Raw genomic sequence first — 21,427 nt, forward strand, 5'->3', positions numbered from 1 at the left:
GAACAAAGCAAACGGCATCCGAAGGGTGCCGTTTTTAAATCAATCAAGGGTTTGTCATGGCATCTCCTCGCTATCTTGTCGGCATTGACTTAGGCACCACCAACACGGTGGTTGCGTTTTGTGAACTGACCGAGAACTTACAACAATCCAACGTCTCCCTTTTCGATACTGACCAGCTTATTGGCCCCGGTGAAGTGGTTCGTAAGCCGCTACTGCCCTCTTTCCGCTACCACCCTGCCAACGGGCAAATCGCTCCGGCGGATCTCACCTTGCCGTGGGAAAACCAAACTGTGGCTGGCGACATTGCTAATGTGATCATTGGTGAATGGGCGCGTGAACTGGGCGCAAAGGTAGAAGGGCGTCAGGTTTCAAGCGCTAAGAGCTGGCTGTCTCACCAAGCGGTTGATCGCCATTCAGACATACTGCCGTGGGCTGGGGTTAGCGATGTTGAGAAGGTTTCCCCTGTTATTGCCAGTGCCAGTTACCTTAATCACATTCGCCAAGCATGGAATCATCGCCACCCGGGCAATCTGCTCGAAGATCAAGAGGTGGTGGTCACCGTACCGGCTTCGTTTGATGAAACTGCACGTAAGCTGACCCTCGAAGCGGCTCAACTGGCAGGCTTAAGCCAAGTGCTTCTGCTCGAAGAGCCTCAAGCGGTTTGTTACGACTGGTATGCTCGCCACCAGCACAGTGCCGCAGAGTTATTAAAAGAAATCCCGCTGATTTTGGTGTGCGATGTCGGCGGCGGTACCACCGACTTAAGCTTGATTGAAGCAAAATTTAACCAAGACGCCCTCGCCTTGGATCGCATCGGGGTTGGTGAACACCTCATGCTCGGTGGTGATAACCTGGATTTGGCCCTCGCGCATTTAGCGGAGCAGCGTTTTAATCAAAGCAAAAAACTCAATGCGGCCAGCCTCACCAAACTGATTCAGCAAACTCGCAAAGCCAAAGAGCAACTCCTCTCGAGTACAGCGCCGGAAGAAGTGAAGATCACCATGCTGGGCAGCGGCTCCAAACTGCTTGGTGGCACCAAGAGCATCGCGTTAAATAAACAAGAAGTTCATCAAATCGCCCTCGACGGCTTCTTCCCTCTTTCTGATTTTGCTCAAACGCCGGATAAACGCCGCAGCGCCGTGGTCGAATTTGGTTTGCCTTATGTCGCCGACCCCGCGGTGAGCAAACACGTGGCCGAGTTTTTATCTCAGCACCAACAAGTCTCTCATGCTGCGTTAGGACAATCAGAAAGTGATCAACCCGCCATTCCGGTAGGTCTGTTGTTGAACGGCGGCGTGTTTAACAGTGACCTCGTCACTGCGCGGATGACCGAGTTGCTCGGTCGCTGGCGCGGCGCACCGGTCACCGTCCTTGATAACCCGCATCCAGATTGGTCTGTGGCATTAGGCGCTGTCGCGTTTGCCAAAGCCCGTCGTGGGGCACAACTCAAAATCGGTGGCGGTTCTGCTCGGTCTTACTTTTTGCATCTGCAAGAAAAAAACAAAATGGGTAAAGCGCTCTGTTTGCTTGCAAAAGGCACCGAAGAAGGGCAAGAAATTCGTCTCACTGGACGACGTTTCTCGCTCACCCTTGGCGAACCCGTACGCTTTAATCTGCTCACGTCAACGCATGATGCTTTGTCGCACCATGTGGCGATTCAAAACGGCGTCATGGCGGATATCGACCCTGATATCTTCACCCCACTTCCTCCGTATATCGTTACATTGCAGGGGGAAGGCGCAGAATTAGAAGCCAATCAAAAAGAGCGTGTGGAAGTTCAACTTGCCTGCCAATTGACCGAAGTCGGCACCCTGAAAATGGAGTGCGTCAGTGTCGAAGAAGAAGATAAACGCTGGGCTCTGGAGTTTGAAGTTCGCAACAAAAAAGCGGAAGAACAAGAAAACGCCACACTTCACCCACGATTGAATGAGTGTAAAGAACTGATTACCCGCCTCTATAGTGGCAACAAGAAAAGTGGCGATGGCAATGAGATCAAACTGTTAGCCAAAGAGCTTGAACGCAAACTTGGCAAGCGGGATGAATGGGACTTCACAACCCTACGCCACTTGTTTGATGCCTTTGCACAAGGTCGAAAACGTCGTCGCCGCTCTGAACAACACGAAAAGAACTGGCTACGTTTGGCGGGCTTTTCTCTTCGCCCGGGCTTTGGCGATGCAACCGATTCTTGGCGTATCGAGCAAGTTTGGGGGCTCTACCAACAAGGTATCCAGTTCCAAAATCATCAAGGTTGGACCGATTGGTGGGTATTCTGGCGTCGTATAGCTGGAGGCTTGAGCCAAGAGCAACAAGAAACACTGCTTGCCGACATTGCCAAGTATTTACACCCTGGCGCAATGAAAAACCCACAAACGGCAAAAGCCGCGCAAGATATGGGCTACGAAGCCATGGTTCGACTGGCCGCGTCTCTAGAGCATCTGGAAGTGGAAGATAAAGTCTTGTTAACCAGTTGGTTTTTAAGCAAAGCTCTGAATCAAAACCAATTTGAGCAAGCGCACTGGTGGGCGATTGGGCGCTTGGCCTCTCGAACACCGCTCTACGCAAGCCAACATCGTGTCATTCCACGCGAGCAAGCGGAACAATGGTTACCGAAACTGTTGGATCAGAACTGGCAGAAAGAACCGATGATCGCCTTTGCTGCGGTGATGATTTGTCGTAAAACGGGTGATCGTCTCTTTGATATCTCTGAAGATTTCCGCCAACAAGTGCTCACCAAACTGAAGCAAAGCCGAGTACCGGAAGCGTGGGTAAGCTTGGTCGAAGAGATCAAAGAGCTTTCTGAAAGCGAGTCTAAACGCGTGTTTGGTGATGCTCTCCCAAGCGGGTTGCGTCTGGTGACTCAGTAAACCGTCATTAGCGAACCTCCTAATCAGCCAGCATCATGCTGGCTGATTGTTTTTCATCGAGCACTAACCAATTAGCATCGCCCTTTCTTTGCCTGTCCCGGAGGACAAAATGATTGGCTTTCCTCATGGCTGGAACTCTTGTTCTTCAGTTTCACTTCCACGTCTTTGTACTCCCCTTCAACGCTGGTTAATTGGCAGCCAGATAAAAATGCGCATAAACCTAGCGCAACCCATGTTTTTTTCATCGTTTTATAACCTCATGTTTTGTCGCAGACTTTACTGACTCTTACTTTTAAAATGTCATTCGTTAGTCAACATATCGTTTGGCTTTGTTAGTCCTCGGTAAAAGCGCATAGAAAGGGAGATTGAGATTGTGAATCTAGAAAAATTTGACGACATCTATCAAAGAGCCGCCGAGCGCAAAGGGGGCGAAGCGAAGCTTGAAGCCCTTTTGTCCAAACCGCTCACCCAAGCGCAAATTGCCGCTATTCCGGATGATCGTTGGTTATCTGCCTTCAGTATGAAGATTTTCCAAAGTGGCATTTCTTGGAAAGTCGTAAGAAACAAATGGCCAAACTTCGAAGAAGTCTTCTTTGGTTTTAAAGTGGCGCCGTTGTTGATGCTTTCTGATGAACAGTGGGATCTGAAAGCGGCAGATACGCGCATTATTCGCCATCATGCCAAGGTCAAATCCATTCAGGCGAATGCGCAAATGATGCACGAAGTGGGGTTGCAACACGGCTCATTTGGCCAAATGGTGGCAAACTGGCCGAAAGAAGAGATCACCGGACTATGGGCGTTTTTGAAAAAACACGGCAGTCGACTCGGCGGTAACACCGGCCCTTACAGCCTGCGTCAGCTTGGCGTCGATACCTTTATTTTGTCTGGGGATGTAGAGGCGTACTTGCGCAGCTATAAAATCATTGAAGGCGGAAAAGAAACCAAGCGTTCGTTAGAAGCCGCAACACTGGCCTTTACTCATTGGCAACAGCAAAGTGGTCGCAGCCTCACGGAAATTAGCCAGGTTATCGCTTTTAGCACAGGAGATAACCGCGTACAAAGTGCAATTGAAGAGTAAATTATTGGGCGGGCACGCCAGCCTGATAAATCATTTCAAGGCAATCTTGCTTGTCGTTACTAAGGTTGGGGAACACCATCCACGACCTTAGTCTCCTTGCGGGTTGAAAGCCGGCTTTTTCTAACACTCGCAGACTCGCCGAGTGCTCAATATGAGCATAGCTCCAGACTTTCTTGTAGCCTTGCTGCTTAAGAGCGCCACCAACCACAGCGCAAGCCTCGCTGGCGAATCCTTTGCCACTATGGCATTGACTAATTCCAAAGTGAATCTCTGCTACATCGCTTTCCAATTTCAAAACCATAATCCCCAGTGCACGGTGGGTGGCTTTTTCTGCTATGACTAGGACGAGGGTTTTCGCATTTGGATCGTACAAGTAAGACTGCCACAAGCGCACGCTATTCAAAGTCACATCAGGGGTGGCATGTGGCAAGCGACCAAGATACTTAGCAGCATGAGGATCTGAGAAGTACTCTTGATACAGCGTCCAAGCGTCCCATAGTTCTGGCGCTCGGACTATTAAGCGGATACTGTCAAACTTCATCGCTCTCTCCTTGTAGACGAAGCGATGAGCTTACAAGAAATCACGCTCATTTCACACACGCAAACTTCGATGACACGTTCAAAAAGCGGCTCACTATACCACCAGCGATATCATTTTTTGCTCGATACATGTCTTCATCCGCCAACTTCACCAACTCAGCAATCGAGCTCGTCTGATCCGGGTAACAACTGATGCCGACACTAGCCGACACCGTTAAGGTCTGCCCATTGAATGTGATGGGTTGCGAGACCATTTCCGCAAACTGCTCCGTTTTGTGCATCACACCCGAATAATCTTTGAGCAAATCAAGGCAAATCACAAACTCATCCCCTCCTAATCTCCCTAGAATATCGGAAGCTCGAAAACAGGTTTTCATCCTTTCAGCAATCGCGCACAAAACGGCATCACCCGCGTCATGACCATAGGTATCATTGACTTCCTTAAATTTGTTGAGATCAACGAACAACAACGCCAGCTTAAGCCCACTTCGATTCGCTTTTATTGTCGCCTCATCAACTGCCGTCAAAAAAGCACGGCGATTTTTAAGTCCAGTCAAGGGATCGCTTTCCGACAGATAGCCAAGTTGCTCTTTTTGTTCTCTCAGCTCTGCCGTTTGACGGAAAACTTCCAGCTCCAACTGTTCACGTGTCACCGTAATTTGGCTTAAGGAAGTTTTCATCTCATTAAAATGTTCCGCAACCACGACAAATTCTTGGTCGATACCCTTGGGTTTGATATGGCTATTGAGGTCACCTTGACTCAGTTCATTAAACCCTTGCTGTAACGTTTCGCACCCTTTTTTGAAGCGCTTGAGGATCACCAACGTAATCAGACTGACCAGCAAAGTAAAAAACACTAAGGACAAACCACTATTGAAAACCACCTCCGTGAGTTGTCCTAAACGTTTTTCCAGTACCGTTCGCTGTAATGAGCTGAGCTCTTCATCCATCGACATGACGATCATGTTGTAGCGTGAATGAATGAGCTCTTTCGTTGTATCGTTCACCGCTTTAAGTGACTGCTCATGATTAAGCAGATCCTGAAACGTTTTCGACATCCGCTCCAAGTTTTTCATCACATGGCTAAAAGCCGCCGTCTGCTGAATATGGACCTCTAACCGCTTTTGCGCCGAAAAAAGCTGCTCAAAACTTTCTTGATCTTTGTATTGCAGAAACAGAGACAACTGTGTGCGCAATTGTTCAAGGTGCGAACGTGTTTGACTCACCACAAGAATCTCTTGCTTTATGCGACTTTGTGCCTCGTAAACGTTCAAAAGCGAATGGGCGACAACCCCTACCACCAATAAGGTGGAAAAAACAAAAGTGTGAGCTTTTGAAGGAACGAACGCATTCTGATAGCACCTTTATTGATTCATAATTTGAAGCAGCATGGTTCGGTCAAGCAACTTACGATAATCTGGCATACTGCCGCTCACCAAACCGCTGTCTAACGCCCAGCGTGCTTGTATTTGCAAGTTGGAAAGCAAGCCATTACTCAGAGCCAACCGAAAAACATAATCCTCCCAAGTCCACGAAAGCTGCCCAATTGGCACATTTAAGTGTTGCGCGACACGCTGCTGTGTTTCGATGGGATGCTCGTTCATCCAAATTAACGCCTCTCTAAGCGCCATGAGCAGCCATTCACTCTCCGATTGGTAGTCGTGAATGGTTGATTTGAGTGACAACAAGTTGAAAGAGAGATGGTAAATGCCGCGAACACTTAAATCGATCACAGGATGGGTGTCGGAAGTTTGTAATTGGTAGCCGTAAGGCTCCCAAATCGATATCGCATCCACTTCACCATCGATTAATGCCTGGCTAATCTCTGTCGGAGGTAAATAGGTTTTGATCACATTAAGTTGAGAGTTTTGACTTAGCATGATCATGGCATCAAGAAAAAACTCGCTTTAACTTGCTTTGACAACACCGACTTTTTTATCGTGCAATTGGTTCAGTGTTTGAATGCCACTTTCTCTTAAAGCAAACAGTTTCAAATCGTTATCTGATTCCACAAAGCTGGCTAAAACAGAGAAATCTTGCCGTTTGAAGCTTGAAAACATCACCACGGATTCAGACGCTGTCGCATAGTCAACTTGCCCTCCAAACATCATTTCAGCACATTTTACCCCACCAAAACATGGCACCATTTCGATATCAAGACCATGTTTTTTAAATATGTTTAAGTCATGAGCAATAAGAAAAGGAGCAGAGAGCGGTGTTTGAGAAACGCCAATTGTCAGCTTTTGTACTGACATGTTAGGCGGTTCTTCCCGCATGATATAAACAGACACACTTGCGGCTAAGAGCATCAAACACAAAGCCAGCATTGCACTTACTCGTTTCACAAAGCACCATAAACATAAGCAACTGAGTTAACATAAATGATAGTACTAAATGACCAGTTTGGTAGTGGATCACAAAAACTGCGCCAATGTGTACAAATGATGCCGGTTAGCTGTGATAGGTCAGTCGCCTTCCCCCTAAAAAATAGTAAGTACTCTCTCAGTTAAAACGACCAAAGAGAGAGATTGAGTCGCATTCCGAGCAAGGTACGGTAATAACGTTCACTGGCTGACTTCTTGCGCGGATAATTTCGAAGTAACCTACTAAAAATCATTTGGTTACTGGCTTATATCTGGATTAAATATGTTCAAAATGCACGGTTTTACTCTGATTGAGTTGATGGCCGTTATTGTCATTGTGAGTGTTGTTGGCATTACGGCTGCAACACGTTTCCTTAGCATTCAAACTGAGGCGAGAATTGCAGTGTTACAAGGAGCACGCGCTGCGCTGGAAACAGCCAACACACAAGTGTATACCAAAGCTATTTTACAAGATCAGGAGAACATCGACGCAACAGGCGGACCTAATATCGACTTAGATAATGATGGCCGTGCCGATCTCATTGGTTATTTTGGATTGATTAAGTACGTCATGCCGGCCCGAGAGCTTGCAGGTTTGGATCCTCAATTGACCATCCATAAGTGGTACGGTGTTGATGACCCGTCCGAGCCATTTTTCTTAATAGGATTTGCCAATAAACCGGTGGGACCAACACATCGTTGCTATGTAGAAGTCTTTTACCCATCGATTGCTGGAGGAGAGGTGACTTATCAATTGCAGACGGCGCATTGTTGACACCGTCTTCTTATGCTTGCGAAGCTGTTTTATTGATTATTGAATGATGAGACGAGACAAACGATACCAGCCACTGAGTTGTTTACCGTCATTGGCTAACTGAAGTGGCAAGTCACCATGGCTATCAATTAACGCAATCTCTACTGAATACTCGCCTAAAGGCAATGTTCTCGGTAAAGTCAAACTGGTGCGAGTTGGATGTTTTCCAGGCAGCATTGCTTTGACATCGTAATCTGAAATCGCCATGTAATGGACTTGCTCAGAATCATCCACTAAACGATAGGCGATGTATCGCTCAATATAAGGAGGGGCTACCCCTTCGTTGACAAATTGAGTATCAACAACCCATGTACTTCCCGCGGTGAGTTGCTGTTGGTGTGAAAGGCGTTCGATGCGCAAACGATAGCCGAGCTTGGTGAGCGCTTCATCAAGCAAGGGGCGATATTCGTCTGGAATAGGTTTCGATTTTAAGTTAAGTGACGACGCATGCTGAGCCAATGCCCAATCCAAGCTGGCTTGCACTTCTTGCAAAGAATAACGTTGCATGGTTTGCCACTCTTGCATGGTTCCACAGGTTTCCAAACTGACTGGCGCCTGCTGCCAAGTTTCTTTGAACCCGCTGTCTATTGTTGTCGCCTGTTCTATCCGATGGGGATAATCGTCTTTCATGTGGCTCCAGGAGGCGGAGAAATGGTGCCAATCTCCCCAACAATCGGCGCGCCAACCGGCTCCCTTTTCGGTCGCATAAGCGAGGCTGTCACCGCCACTGATCAGCATCACTTTAGCGGTTTTAGGAAAGGCAGCAAAATGCAAGTCAATGATGTGGTTTAGCTCGTCAGTACTGTATCGCTGATGAAGTGGCGGTAAGTTGGCAAAGTTACTGTTGTGCCATTCTCCCCACGAGCCCACCATGCCAATATCAATGTGGCTTAAGTTGGCATTACCATCGTAACGTTGGCCAAATGCGTTGAGAAATTTCGCCATGTAATCAAGGTAAACGGTGTCATCGAGACTCGGTATAAAGGTGCTGTGATCTTGGCTCCAATCTCCGGCAATGCCTTTGTCTATTAACCACTGCGGGATTTTGCTGCCGGAATTTGGTTCATCGGCAGTCATAAAACGCAGTGCCACCATTTTTGCCGGTAACTCGTGACGATTTTCTAACAATAACTGATCTAGCAAAGCAAAATTATACTCGCCCTCTTTTGGCTCTAACTCACTCCAATAGAAACGGTAATAGTCGATTCCAGCGTCCGGATACTCAGATTTATTCAGTGAGACACCCCAGCTATCGTGGAAAGTTTCTACCCCTACCCCAGGATTACTGATCGGGCCTAGTACCGCGCTAGGTGTGACGGTGACCCATCCCTCATCGATAGAATCCCCACCATCAATGATCGGTTTGTCGGGTTTATTGTTACCTGGGTTGCCTATCTGCTCCTTCTTGGCATAACAAGCCGTTATCGGTAACACACATAACGAAACGATCAGTGCTTTTTGGTAGATGTGGAGCTTCATGGAGAACCCTTTGCTGTTGTTAGTGAATCAAGTCTTTAAACCAATCCCAGAGACCAAGAGAAAAGTTCTCGAAAATATCGATACCAAGCGCAGACTTTAACAGGTAGAGCGCCAAGGACGACAATCCAACCAACGCCAAAATCAGTAGCACAGTGAAACTGACCGCTAAGAAATTGGCCAGTTTGGATTCCTCGGATCTCAGCTGTTGCCTTCTATCTCGGCCACACAACAGCACCAAATAGTATCGTTTACCAAACCAAGGCAAACTTTTGCGTACATCTACAGAGTGCTTAGCCACCAAGCCAAGAGAGAGAACCGCCAGTTCAATCTCTTGCTTTTGCTTAGCATTTAAACTTGCCGCCACCTCAGTATCCAGTGTGTGATAAAACTGAGCCACTGCCTTGTTGGCCTTATTGTTATCCAAATTTATTTCTCCAGTGCCTTTTGATATACGGCGATGGTTTGATCAGCAATTTTGTGCCAATCATACTTGCTAAGGTAGTCAGAATAGTCCACCGGTTTCGCATGCTGAACTTGGTTCAATTTATAGCTCAACGCAGCTGTATCACCAACAGGGAAGTAATCTTCTTGCGGCAATGCGACTTCTACGTTCGCCGGAATGTTGCTCACCACCACAGGCAGAGAATACGACATCGCTTCTAATAAGGCGATGGGTAAACCCTCATGGTAAGACGGCATACAGAAAGCGCGCGCCTTAGAAAACACTGCTTTGAGCTCATCACCATTTAAAAAGCCCGTCAAAATCACGTTCGGCGTAGTGCGTGCCTTCTCTTTTAACGCCTCACTATAGGTGGTTGCATGGTCCGTATCACCGATCAATACCAGAGGTAGTTCGCTGCCAGAGCGCGAATAAGCGTCGATCAGATCATGAAAACCTTTCTCTTCAACAAATCGACCGACACCGACAAAGTAACCTTTTGCGACGACACCATGCTTGGCTAACGTTGACTGAACAAACTCGTCATCGAGCGTTTGCTGCGTTTCAACACCGTTGTAGATCAAATGCGCATCGTAACGATGGTATTTCTCTTGAATGAGGTTATTGATCACATCGGAAATGACGATCACTTCGTTCGCCCAGCGTACCGCGAGTTTTTCTCCTAGCATGAGGACTTTTTTCGCTAAGCCCCCCCACTTTTGACGATCGTAATCGGGCCCATGATGAGTAAAAACAACCTTTTTGCCCAGTAAACGCAATAGTGGCACCACGAGACCGGGTCCAATTGCGTGTACATGAACGACTTGAGAGCGGTCGACCCACGTTGATAGCGCCGCCAACGTAGAATGCATAATGGCTTCAAGTGATTTCTTTTTTGGTGCCCAAACCGATTTGGTTTCCACACCTTGATACTGCGAATGTCGGTAGTCCACATAGGGTGAGCGTGCGAGAACACACACTTCAGAACCGGACTGCTCTACGACTTGAGGGTATAAATGCTGACAATGCGTTTCAACACCACCTAAAACATTGGGAATACCACGGGTACCCAACACGGTAATTTTTAACGTCATGCTTCTCACTAATTGATTAAGGTTCGATAGAGATCCAGCAAGCTTTGTTGATGACGTGATAACGAATATTTGCTTTCTAAACGTTTTCTCGCGTTAGTGCCTAGTTGGACCGCCTTCTCTGGTTGTTGGGCAAAAGCATCCATAGCCTCAGCCAAAGAAGTAGAGTTCCCTGCAACAAATAGGTGCCCTTCCGTTCCCTCTCTTACCTGTTCTGGAATCCCACCAATGTTGGCTCCAATCACAGGTTTTCCATATGCCATCGCTTCAAGTACTGACATTGAGCAGTTTTCATAACACTCCGATGGCACCACAATCGCACTGGCTTTCTTAATCAATCGATGTAATGCCTCGCCTGATTGAAAACCCAAAAATTCAATTGTGTTGTATTGCTGTTTTAGCTCATCGTGAAGCGGACCATCGCCCACGATTTTCAGTGGCAACCGCTGTTGCGACTGCTGATAGGCGGCCGCTAACGTGGCGACCCCTTTTTCCTGACTCAATCTACCTAAGTAGAGGAAATAGCCATCATCACTAACATCACTGCGATCAACATGTTCATCAATACCATTGACGATCACCTCAATGCGGTTGTTAGGTAACTTGCGACGAAGAATGTTCGCAAGAAACTCGCTTGGCGAAACAATCACATCTAATGACTGATAGTTACCCGCGAGCGATTGATAACTCGCTTCCAGTGACAAAAGCGCACTTTTAAACCAAGAGCCTTGCTGACAGCGATTTCTAAATGCATTCCAAACACTGCCATCCAAACACGCTTCGCAAGTTTGACCATTGCGATACATGGTGTAACTCGGACAGGCAATTTTCGTATCATGTGCTGTAAGCACTGTTTTGCAACCATGATATTTTGCCACTTTGATCACAGATGGTGTCAGCTGATGGTAAATATTGTGAAAATGTACGATGTCGGGTTTTTCTTGCTCAAGCAGCGCATCAAGTTTGGCGCAGGCTTCACGATTGTGGATAAAACGCCAAGCGGTTTGAATACTACTTAGGATCCCATGCCCTTGGTGGTAATCCACGTTTTCAACAAAGAACTCGCTGTATTGCGAAGGCCAATTTTTTTCGTGTTGCATTGAAAAATCGACGATTTCAACTCCCGCGTTTTCAAGCATTTGCCTCTCTTGGAAAAACACCGTTTCCGCTCCACCTTTCATAAAGAAGAACTTATTCACTAATACTATTTTCATTTGTCGTTCGCCTTAAGAATCGTGTTTTGAGGAGCGATATACGGATCTTTTTGTGCGCAGAAAAGACCTCTAACTAAGCCAGCAGAGAAGACACTGAGATTAATCACGCTCTGAAGTGCGTCGCGCAGCGAGCGATTCTTCACCGCTTTCAAGAGGAAAAAGGCGATTAACGGCAATAGCGCGAGCAAGATCAGCGGCAGCGCCATGCTTAGCGTGGCCAAGAGTAGAAAAAATAGGTAGAGCGTAAATATCGCTTCATTTTTTACTGTGTGTAATGCATCTAGAAAATGCGCTTTGCCCCATGCACTGCGCAGTAACTCTCCGGGAGCAAACAGGTATTGGCTGCGCCAGCGGTATTTGAGTAATTGCCAAGTCGACATTTCATAGGAAGTATGGTGAAAGTACGGCACTTCAAGGCGATGGAGTTTATAGCCCGCTCGATTGAGCCTCATGCCGAGTTCCGCTTCTTCATAGGCGTGAAGATTACGGTTAGTCAGGTAACCAATCTCGTCAATGGCGCTTTTACGATATAGGCCACCGCCCCCAAGATGACTGCAATCTCCAAGCGGATAAATTTTGTTTAGCCGTTGCTTGCGAGACTTAAATTCATAGCTGACCGCATCATCCATTTCAACCATGCCTGCAACACCTGCATAGTGGGGATGAGATTGTAAAAAGCCCAGCGCAGCATCGATAAAGCCGGAGGCCAGTTGCATGTCACCATCCATGAGCAGCAAAAACTGCCCTTTAGCGTGCAGATAACCGAGCTGATGACCGACGCCACAGCAGCGCTCCTCACCATTGACTAAGCTCACCACCGTTGCGCCTTCCGCCAGAGCAATGGCTTGGGTTTCATCACTCGACAAACTGTCGGCCACCAAAATTTCATAGGAGCAGTGAGCCAAATCACGACGAATACTGGCGATGGTTTTCGCTATTCCCAATGCTTCGTTGTAAGTTTTAATGATGACACTGATCAACGGCTGTTCATTCATTATGCTGTTCTCTTTGTGGATGGTGTGACGTAACCATGCTGTGGTTATTCAAGGCGTAATATTCCAAAACGGACTTACGATTGACCAAGAGTGCTCCAAGCGAAAAATAAAATAGGAACTGAAGCATGGGCACTAACATTAAAATTTGACTGTAAGGGATGCTCATCAACCCCGCTAAAACGAAGGCAATAAACGCCGGTTGAGAGGCAACCATGCGGCGATCTTCGATCTCTAGCTGCGCTTGTTCTAACGACGCTTTCGGTAACGCAATCCACAATATGGTGCCAACCGGAAGCATAAACAGCAGCACACCGACAATGCCAAATTCCCACAACATCATGCTCAGCGACGTGGAATCCAGCAGCACATTGAACACTTGGTTAAGAAAACCAGGGGCAACCGAGCTGCCATGGTTTGTTGCGTTCAGCCCATAGCCAAACAACTGGCTAGGCACTCCATAAAGACCACTGTTTTCTAGCCAAAAAAACAGTGTCGTCATTCGGCCAAGCTCACCTGAAGGCAAGATGTAGTGTGGGTCGAACACATAAGAGAGCGAGTCTAGGAAAATGGTCAGCGCCCCTTTGCTCGGATCCCCACCAAAAGCAGAAGCGTACGAGGCTGCTAAAATCAAAATGGCAGCCGTAATGAGCACAAGCATGCCGAAGAGAATAATCAGCACCATCTTAAAGCCATATCGGCGCATTCCTTTGACATAGCTAGGCGCGAACCAAACAAAGGCCAGCAGCAGCGGTGAAATCAAAATGACAAACTTGATTTCACCCAAAATACAGAGGGTGAATGCCGCAATAATATGAGCAGCCGTACTGAGTTTACTGGCCACACCATGTTTGTACTCAGACAGTTTAAGCAGCATGATCAACAAGCAAAACAAGCCTAGAGCAGCGGTGTTGCCACCGCCCATTGGATCACCACCAAACGTACCCACCACTGAATCCCATTTTTCGTATTCACCTAACGCCGCCACGCGCTTAGGCAACACGATCATCACTTGATAAAGGATCACCGGAAACTGCAAATAAAAAATCCAATACAGTGATTGTGTAACACGATAGATTTGCGATTCACGACAGAATCCCAGAGCCAAACAGAACGTGACCAATGCCATCGCAAGTTCATTTTTGAACCCGACAATGGTGACCGTTAGGCCATTTTGCAAAAAGGTGGAGAGCAATGAGACGATAAAAAGTGCAAGCAACATCAGCACAATGCACTGTTCTTTCGCATCCAATGCAAAATGGCTGAAACGCGTTTGTAACAGCAACAGTAGCACCATGCAGCAAGCGAACAAGAAAGGCAGCCAAAGAACAGCGCCAACGCCAGTGAAATACTGAATCAAACCACAAGCAACCAAGGTAATCCAAGTGAACGCTTGTAGATATAAGCCATTGTTGACCATCACGCGTCTCTCACTCCCGTGGACGCTAACTCGCCGTCAGCCATCGAATGAGCGCGCGCATTCACCTTGCGGTAAATGAAGGCATAACGCAGCGCAGAAAGCAGTGCAAAGGCGATGATCGAAGCTTCATAGCTTGGGTAAAAATACGGCATCACAACGAAGGCGAACATCACCACCAATAGCTGTTCAAACTGGATTCGAAGGAAATATTTGGGTGAACCAAACACCAGCTCGACCACTGTTAACGGACAGATCGCCAACGCGGTAAACAGATACGGCAACATGTATTGAGACGTCGGTACGGAGTCAAGCCATTCATGGCTTACCCATCCTTGCTCAGTAGCAAAGGCCATCACCAGTGGATAGAGCAAAAACACCCCGGCGGTGGCGAAACACCCCAACAAAAGGAGAAGCTTTCTCACTTTTAGAAACTCCGCAAAGTTAAAGCGGTGCTGCCTAAAATCAACTGACCATTTAGAGAAAATTGAATGACGAACGGCATTGCCTACAATCACCACAGGCGAAAGGCAAAAACGGCTAACTACCGCGAAATAGCCAGCGGTGAGCGAAGAAAACCAAAATGTAATCAACACAGTGGGTAAGTTGCCATTGACCATCGCCAATACTTCAGCACTGCCAATACGGCTAATATGTTGTCGGTTCGCCATAAAAAATTGGACGTTGCCAGAGAGCGAAAAGTGGCACCACTTGAAATGCTTAAATGACAGGGAATAGACCAACCATAACAACAGCAACGCGCTCAAACCGACCACCCAAGCCCAATAGATTTGCTGCGGTTGTGTTGAAAAATAGACACAACTCGCCACCAGCAGTGATATGGTCAAACGCTGCATCGCCAGTTGCGTCATCTTTTGATCACGCATGAGTAGGTTTTCAGATATCAACACCCAAGCGTGCGCCAGCGTCAAGCCGTACACCAACAGAAATGATTGTTCAAATAGCACCACTACCAACGAAGCATAAGGTAACGCGAGCATTGCGGTTTGGATGAAACAGAACACGATATTTTGCGGCAACTGTTCATCACTCTGCTTTGGCAGTAACAGTTGCGTGGCAAAAGTGCACACTTGCGCGCCAATTAACACCACACTGTAAGTCAGCGCATAAACGCCCACTTCGGCCATGCCAAAACGGTATGAAATCAACCAAATCGAAAAGGCGCCAATCACTTGCGACAAGATGGAAGAGCTGGCGACCGTAGTGATGCTTTTTATTAAACTCATGCGCTTAATCTTCCGAGCCTAATGCGGTGACACTCCCTTGTGCGATGTATCGCAATGCCTCTTCACTTTTCAGATTATCTGCTTCAACTAGGTTCAGAACGCCGCCAATTGGGGGCATCTGCACGAGTGCTAACTTCTCGATATCTTGGACAATTGCATTCGCCGCTCTCTGCTGTGCTTTCAACACGACAACGACACCGTCCAACAGTTTTGCCAGCAGCTGGGCATCTTTGTTCTCATTCAAGTTCGGTAAGTTGACCACAATGCGGTCATAACGCATCGTTAACTCTTCGAGCGCTGACGCCAAAGTATCTTGTGCGAACAGCACCAGTGGAGATTGTTCTAAATGGCCTCTTGCCAAGAAATCACCACCTTGCTGCATTGGTTGCGTGTATAACTCAAGCGTATCCTGTTTCGTTAACCATTGGGCAAAACCCACGCGTTCTTCTAACTCTTCCGTCAAAAACTCAGCCTGTTGAGAGAGCGACTGCTGACTGCGGTAATCCAAATCCAGCAACAGCGTGCGTTGATGGCAGGCTAAGCCGTGGGCCATTAGCTGTGCCACTGTACTGGCTCCTTCCTTTGCACAACTCGATGTCACCCCAATAAGGCGTACTTTGGGTGCACTTAGCTTAATTGCGCTGTTAATGCCATGAATCATCTCCATCGCTTCCGCGTTGCCAGCAAGCAATCTGACCAAACCAGCCCTATCCAACGCTTGATCAAACACTGGCAGATCACCAAGAGCCGCTATGCCTAACTTCGTCGGTAATTGCTCTAGCGACTCAATTCGCTTGTTCATCGCTGCGCGGATAATCACATACAAGGTTGAAACAAGCAGTGACAACACAAAAACCATGGCAATCAGTAGTTTTTTATTCGGTTTTTGTGGACGATCTGCTGCAACCGCAGGATCGTAAATCAAGGCGTCAGGCTCGCGATATTGCGCTGAGAGCGTTTGTTCTTTGCTACGTAAGAACAACTGCTTATAGAGATCTTCGGTTTTCTGTAAATCCAGCTTCATGCTGTCGTACTGGTCTCGCTTAGCCACCAAGGTACGGAACTGCTTCTTCTGTTCATTAAGTAGTGCTTTGTAACGCGACTCTTTGCTCAATGCCGCTTGATACTGCTTATACAAACCATCCTTGAGTTCACTCAGTAGATTTTTGGTTTGTGTCTCTATGGCTTGAATCTGTGCTTGCGCTTCCAGCACTTTATTGTGTTTTGGCCCATATTTATTCTGTAAATCGTACAGTTTACGTTTCGCTTGAATCATAGCGATACGCAGATCTTGTAATTGTGGATGGCTGGAGATTTCAGGAATCGCCGCCACGTCCTCCAGAGGCGCATCGAGGTTTTTTAGCACGATCTCATACTGAGCTTGCGCAGCGAGGCGACGCTCTTTCGCATCGGCCAGCTTGTTTGTCGTGATGCCAAGCTCTTCAGTTTCAAACCCATCAATACCACGGAAAGTGAGTAAGCCCTCTTTGTTTAAAAAGCGCTCCATCTCCTTTTTCTTCTCCGTCACTTGCTGACGTAGCTCATCCATTTGGACTTGGTTCCAATGCTGCGCAGTCTGGGTTTTCGCTACTTTTTGGTTTACTGAGTAATCGATGAACGCTTGTGCAACACCATTGGCAATACGAGCCGCTTCTTGTGCATCCTCTGATTCATAGGAGACATAGACTAACTGAGTTAATCGCACTGCCGTAAAAGTTAGGTGTTTACGCAGTGTTTTGACTGCGTTATCCATACGTTGTTGTGGGGACAATAACCAGGTTGCTGATGCATCTTTCAACTTATCATCACCATTGTATTGCGCATTTTCATCCAGCTTAAGTTGACGAATTGCCTGTTCAAGCACAACACGAGATTGCATCAGGTTGAACTGAGTGTCGTAGTAGTAGGCACGGGTCGAATCATACCCATCCACTTGTTCTATTGGCGTCGCATTGTCTGCTTGCGCTTTGAGCAGAACCACAGAGGTCGATACATATTTTGAACTCATCGACATGATGAGGGGCACCGCTGCACCAGTGACGATCATGGTAAAGATCACCACCTTTAACGCGTGCTTTTTCAAACCTTTAACGAGTGGTGAAAAATCGATACTACTCTCGACCTGCTGGCCACGTTTTACCATTCCATTTGCCATATTAGAAAAAACTCTGTTCCACAATTACAGTGTCACCCGGGTTCACTGGGTGGGTAAGTTCAACGTTTTCGATGAGCTCGAGTGTGGCTCCTGAACGAATATTGATATCATCTTTGTCCGCACGATCAGTAAAACCACCAGCCATCGCGATGGCCTGCTCCACCGTTAAACGAGGCTGATATTCATAGCCACTAGGCTGTTCAACTTCTCCTGCGATGTAAAACAGACGGAACGATTCCAGATTAATGGTCACCATTGGGTTTAAGAGATAATCACCACGCAGACGATTTTCTATCTCGGCTTCGATCTCGCCCGGTGTGCGCCCAGTCAACCGCACTTCTCCGATATAGGGGAAGTTCACTACACCCGCTTTACCGACTTTCAATTTCATCGACAAATCGTCTTCACCGTAAACGATGATCTCAATTTTATCGCCAGTACCCAGCTGATAATCCTCGGCCAAGTCTTTGTTTTCTGACTGCACTGATTGCTCGTCCGTCATATTGGCCAACGAGCTCGTCTCTGCGCACCCCTGTCCAAGCCACAACATGGCGAATAACAAAACCAGTATTCTTCGCATTCTCTTTTACCTTTATATCTGCAACTTAAGTTGCAACTCGATGTACGATTGGTCGTAGCCAAGTTGGCGTGTTATCCATTCGCCCGTTTCATTTTGGCCAATGTAAAATCGGTCAGTTGCTTGATTGGAATCCAACTCATTCCACTGATAATTCAGCTCCAAACGAACCGACGGCCTAAAATCATACCCTAACGATACTTTGACCAAATTCGTCTCATCACGTCGATCGGTGTTGGGCATTCGATAATCTTCGGCTTCATAGCCATATTCGACCCGCGATGACAAGCGATCTCGCCACCAATGGTGTTGCCACGCAATCCCGTAGTGACTGTTGAGGATGAATCCGCCCTCTTCACTGGGATCCTTGACTCTTTGCCACGTATACAGCGTTAGCATTGAATGTTTCACGGGGTGCCAATTGGCTTCTAGGTTCCAGTTAACCCCCCGAAACGTTTCCGCATCATTGTTGTTCGGGAAGCTTTTTTGCAATAATGCTGCTTCCGCCTCTACGCTCGTTTTCCCTGTTTTTTCGGTTTTTAAGCCAAACAGTAAGTAGTACTCATTGCTGTTTTTCTGCTCATTCGCTTGGTAACTGCGTTGATTGATGATCACGCTATAACGAAAGCGGCTCTCTTTGCTCACTTGGTCAAATAAATCGACCACCAAGCTATCTTCTTGCCATTGCTGTTCTTCAACGTAGTGAAAAAAGTGGCTACTTGCGTTTTCAATATCTTCGGTATCTCGGAAAGTCAGCTCTTTTCGTTTCAACATCACTTCAAGCTTTCCTTCACCATCCAATGAGCCATAGCTATAGCGCATACTGGTATCAAACATGCTGTTTCTTAAGCCATGTTGAGAGAATCCGTATTGCTCAAATTGCTGTTGGGTAAACCCTTGTGTCAACTCATCCCCACGTTCTTCTTGACCGTAAGTTTGCGAGATCCCCCATGTTAGCCCATGTTTTTGGCCGAAACGCCATTTGCCTTCAAACTGAAAAAAGTGATTTGTGTAATCATCCGCTGGCGAGTCGTCGTATTGCCGATAATCACCACGGTAAGCCAGCAAATAGCTATCCTCCCCTCTTCTGCCCATGGCTTGAAGATAAGGAGCCAGCGCCGCGTAACTGGATTGCTGAGCTTCACTCTCTACTTTTTGGTAGGAAACGTTATCGTTAACACCATAACTTGCAGCCACTTGAGATTGAAAATCGAGCCCAGTCATGTCAATGTGCGATTTGGGTTCCAACTCCGCCTGTACGGGCAAACAGATGAACAAGCCTAACCAAGCACTAGTAAGCGGTTTCACTCACAAACCCTTTGAAAATCGTCATAAAAATAATTTTTATATCTAGCCACAAGTTCCAATTTTGCATGTATTGGATGTCGTACTGAACTCGCTTTTCCATTTTATCCACCGTTTCGGTTTCACCACGGTATCCATTGATTTGTGCCCAGCCTGTAATACCTGGCTTTATCTTATGTCGAATCATATAGTTATCAACAATTACACGATATTCTTCATTATGTGCCACCGCATGCGGGCGGGGACCGACTATCGACATCGAACCTTGCAACACATTGATAAATTGAGGTAGTTCATCCAACGAAGTGCGACGAATAAATGCGCCAAACTTGGTTACACGTGGATCATTTTTTGTCGCCTGTGTGACCACACTTTCGTTTTCCATCACTTTCATCGAGCGAAATTTCCATACTTTTATCTTTTTACCGCCAAGTCCATAGCGATCTTGTTTAAACAAAATCGGACCGGGTGAACTCAGCTTTACGCCTATCGCGACTGCCGCCAGCACGGGCAAAATTAATAAAGTGATGAGCGAACCAATAACAATGTCTTCAATGCGTTTTACAAATGCACCAACGCCGTCAAAAGGTGAGCTAAAGACACTGAAAGTTTGAACGCCACCGACCGACTTAACCTGAGAAATCGACAAGTTATAGGTGTACAAATCCGGCACAAGGTAGGTGTCAACGGTACTGTCAGAAAGCGCGTCGAGGTAATCACGGATACGATCTTTGGCGATCATCGGTAACGCAATATAAACTTCTTCTAGTTCGCCATTACGTGCTTTCTCAATAGCCAAATCCACTTTGCCACAATATGGCACTTGGCTAAGATAGCCAAAACGTTCTTCGTCACGATCATCATAAAAGGCGACATCCAGCCTCTCTGTCGGCGCATCTACGAAAAGAGATTTTGAGATCGCCAATCCGGCAGGGGTTAAACCAATAATGGCCACTCGTTTGGTCTGATTGGTGTACTTCCTAAATAGGCGAACAGCACCGATGATGGAGATTCGCAATGCCAGCGAAACCAGAAAAATCAGCAAATACCAAGTATTGAAAAGTGCATTGGTGAGATTACTGACAGTGACCCCTTCCATACCCGCAAAAGCATGACGGACGAGATCCATCAGGATGGCTGACAGCACCATAACCAACAACAATCTCATCGAAGAAAGGCGCATACGTCGAATGGTTTTGTCGCCATAGAGCTTAAAATACTCACCAACCAGCAAGAACAAAATGGACAAAACAAATGAAGCCATAACATCAATGGCCGTTTCTGTTTCGCCCATCCATTCAACTAAGAAAGACAAAGAGAGATTAATTAGAAGGAAATCAGCCACTTTAAGTAAAGTCGCGTAGCCGTCATCGGCAAACTTTAACGCTTTGTTTGGAGTCATCAAAAACCTGTCTACAACTTGGGCGAATAACGCACTAGATAGAACTCGAACCGTTCTATAAAGAAACTCTGAATGAATACGAATAATTGGTGGCAATGTACAAAATATTGACACTCTCACTGTCAAGAAGTTGTCAAATTAATAACTCAAATAGCCAATATTCATCACTAAAATAGTGTACCCGTGCATTTCATAACACGTGATTATGCGACACTAAGCATCTAATGACATACTAACTCAAATGCCTAATCATGTGTGACCCGTCTAAGTGTAAACATAAGAATATATTGATTTTTTTGCGCTAGGTAACAATAAACGAACATTGACCTTAAGTGTTGGTATGGCGATGACATCGCTCACCATTCAAACTTTCGTTAACCACACTTAACATCGCGTTGTCGTAATAACTATCTGATTTTGTACGTCATCAGGTGTTAGCTGCCATTCATG

19 protein-coding genes are annotated in these 21,427 nt (G+C 46.7%); 3 read left to right on the forward strand and 16 right to left on the reverse strand.

Features of this window, described 5'->3' with window-relative positions:
• The first annotated feature begins 56 nt into the window (after positions 1-56).
• Positions 57-2,864, forward strand: a complete 2,808-nt coding sequence (locus FC652_RS04875; RefSeq protein WP_176297687.1) for an Hsp70 family protein — start codon at positions 57-59, stop codon at positions 2,862-2,864.
• Between the two features lie 71 nt (positions 2,865-2,935).
• Here FC652_RS04875 and FC652_RS04880 read toward each other — a convergent pair whose 3' ends face one another.
• Positions 2,936-3,109, reverse strand: a complete 174-nt coding sequence (locus FC652_RS04880; RefSeq protein WP_176297688.1) for a hypothetical protein — start codon at positions 3,107-3,109, stop codon at positions 2,936-2,938.
• A gap of 128 nt (positions 3,110-3,237) precedes the next feature.
• On the opposite strand from FC652_RS04880, the gene FC652_RS04885 reads away from it, so the two are divergent.
• On the forward strand, positions 3,238-3,942 hold the full coding sequence (locus FC652_RS04885) for a DNA-3-methyladenine glycosylase I (protein WP_176297689.1): 705 nt from the start codon (positions 3,238-3,240) through the stop codon (positions 3,940-3,942).
• A 1-nt stretch (position 3,943) separates the two neighbouring features.
• Here FC652_RS04885 and FC652_RS04890 read toward each other — a convergent pair whose 3' ends face one another.
• The 4 genes from FC652_RS04890 to FC652_RS20540 all read right to left on the reverse strand — a co-directional run bounded on the left by FC652_RS04890 (position 3,944) and on the right by FC652_RS20540 (position 6,773).
• Positions 3,944-4,483 carry a GNAT family N-acetyltransferase gene (locus tag FC652_RS04890; protein ID WP_176297690.1) on the reverse strand — a complete coding sequence of 180 codons (540 nt, stop codon included), beginning with the start codon at positions 4,481-4,483 and terminating at the stop codon, positions 3,944-3,946.
• A 46-nt stretch (positions 4,484-4,529) separates the two neighbouring features.
• Complete coding sequence (locus FC652_RS20815; protein WP_369597876.1) at positions 4,530-5,708, reverse strand: diguanylate cyclase; 1,179 nt, start codon at positions 5,706-5,708, stop codon at positions 4,530-4,532.
• A 138-nt stretch (positions 5,709-5,846) separates the two neighbouring features.
• Positions 5,847-6,362 (reverse strand): ABC transporter substrate-binding protein, encoded by a 516-nt coding sequence (locus FC652_RS20535; RefSeq protein ID WP_255199128.1) that lies wholly within the window; start codon positions 6,360-6,362, stop codon positions 5,847-5,849.
• 27 nt (positions 6,363-6,389) lie between these two features.
• Complete coding sequence (locus FC652_RS20540) at positions 6,390-6,773, reverse strand: ABC transporter substrate-binding protein (protein WP_369597877.1); 384 nt, start codon at positions 6,771-6,773, stop codon at positions 6,390-6,392.
• A gap of 355 nt (positions 6,774-7,128) precedes the next feature.
• Between FC652_RS20540 and FC652_RS04905 the strand changes: the two genes are divergently transcribed.
• Positions 7,129-7,620, forward strand: a complete 492-nt coding sequence (locus FC652_RS04905) for a prepilin-type N-terminal cleavage/methylation domain-containing protein (protein WP_176297691.1) — start codon at positions 7,129-7,131, stop codon at positions 7,618-7,620.
• A gap of 36 nt (positions 7,621-7,656) precedes the next feature.
• On the opposite strand, the gene FC652_RS04910 is transcribed toward FC652_RS04905, so the two are convergent.
• From FC652_RS04910 to FC652_RS04960, 11 genes are read right to left on the reverse strand one after another with little or no spacing between them, the layout of a single operon-like run.
• On the reverse strand, positions 7,657-9,138 hold the full coding sequence (locus FC652_RS04910; RefSeq protein WP_176297692.1) for a DUF4832 domain-containing protein: 1,482 nt from the start codon (positions 9,136-9,138) through the stop codon (positions 7,657-7,659).
• 19 nt (positions 9,139-9,157) lie between these two features.
• Complete coding sequence (locus FC652_RS04915; protein ID WP_176297693.1) at positions 9,158-9,562, reverse strand: hypothetical protein; 405 nt, start codon at positions 9,560-9,562, stop codon at positions 9,158-9,160.
• Positions 9,563-9,564: 2 nt separating this feature from the next.
• A complete protein-coding gene (locus FC652_RS04920; RefSeq protein WP_176297694.1) occupies positions 9,565-10,671 on the reverse strand; it encodes a glycosyltransferase family 4 protein in 1,107 nt (368 codons plus the stop codon).
• An 8-nt stretch (positions 10,672-10,679) separates the two neighbouring features.
• Positions 10,680-11,882: a glycosyltransferase family 4 protein gene (locus FC652_RS04925; protein ID WP_176297695.1), complete on the reverse strand. Its 1,203-nt coding sequence runs from the start codon at positions 11,880-11,882 to the stop codon at positions 10,680-10,682.
• Positions 11,879-12,877, reverse strand: coding sequence for a glycosyltransferase (locus FC652_RS04930; RefSeq protein ID WP_176297696.1), 999 nt, complete (start codon positions 12,875-12,877; stop codon positions 11,879-11,881). The genes FC652_RS04925 and FC652_RS04930 overlap by 4 nt, the downstream gene beginning before the upstream one ends.
• Positions 12,870-14,297: a capsular biosynthesis protein gene (locus FC652_RS04935; RefSeq protein ID WP_369597878.1), complete on the reverse strand. Its 1,428-nt coding sequence runs from the start codon at positions 14,295-14,297 to the stop codon at positions 12,870-12,872. The genes FC652_RS04930 and FC652_RS04935 overlap by 8 nt, the downstream gene beginning before the upstream one ends.
• Positions 14,294-15,538 (reverse strand): lipopolysaccharide biosynthesis protein, encoded by a 1,245-nt coding sequence (locus FC652_RS04940; RefSeq protein WP_176297697.1) that lies wholly within the window; start codon positions 15,536-15,538, stop codon positions 14,294-14,296. The genes FC652_RS04935 and FC652_RS04940 overlap by 4 nt, the downstream gene beginning before the upstream one ends.
• Before the next feature lie 4 nt (positions 15,539-15,542).
• Positions 15,543-17,693 (reverse strand): polysaccharide biosynthesis tyrosine autokinase, encoded by a 2,151-nt coding sequence (locus FC652_RS04945; RefSeq protein ID WP_176297698.1) that lies wholly within the window; start codon positions 17,691-17,693, stop codon positions 15,543-15,545.
• A 1-nt stretch (position 17,694) separates the two neighbouring features.
• Entirely contained in the window at positions 17,695-18,273 is a 579-nt protein-coding gene (locus tag FC652_RS04950) for a polysaccharide biosynthesis/export family protein (RefSeq protein ID WP_176297699.1), read from the reverse strand.
• A gap of 12 nt (positions 18,274-18,285) precedes the next feature.
• Complete coding sequence (locus FC652_RS04955; protein ID WP_369597879.1) at positions 18,286-19,578, reverse strand: outer membrane beta-barrel protein; 1,293 nt, start codon at positions 19,576-19,578, stop codon at positions 18,286-18,288.
• The gene (locus FC652_RS04960) at positions 19,562-20,977 is read right to left on the reverse strand and encodes an undecaprenyl-phosphate glucose phosphotransferase (protein WP_176297700.1); all 1,416 of its coding nucleotides are present in this window, start codon (positions 20,975-20,977) and stop codon (positions 19,562-19,564) included. The genes FC652_RS04955 and FC652_RS04960 overlap by 17 nt, the downstream gene beginning before the upstream one ends.
• Positions 20,978-21,427: the final 450 nt, after the last annotated feature.

It is taken from the genome of Vibrio sp. 05-20-BW147, assembly GCF_013369385.1.
GTDB lineage: Bacteria > Pseudomonadota > Gammaproteobacteria > Enterobacterales > Vibrionaceae > Vibrio > Vibrio floridensis.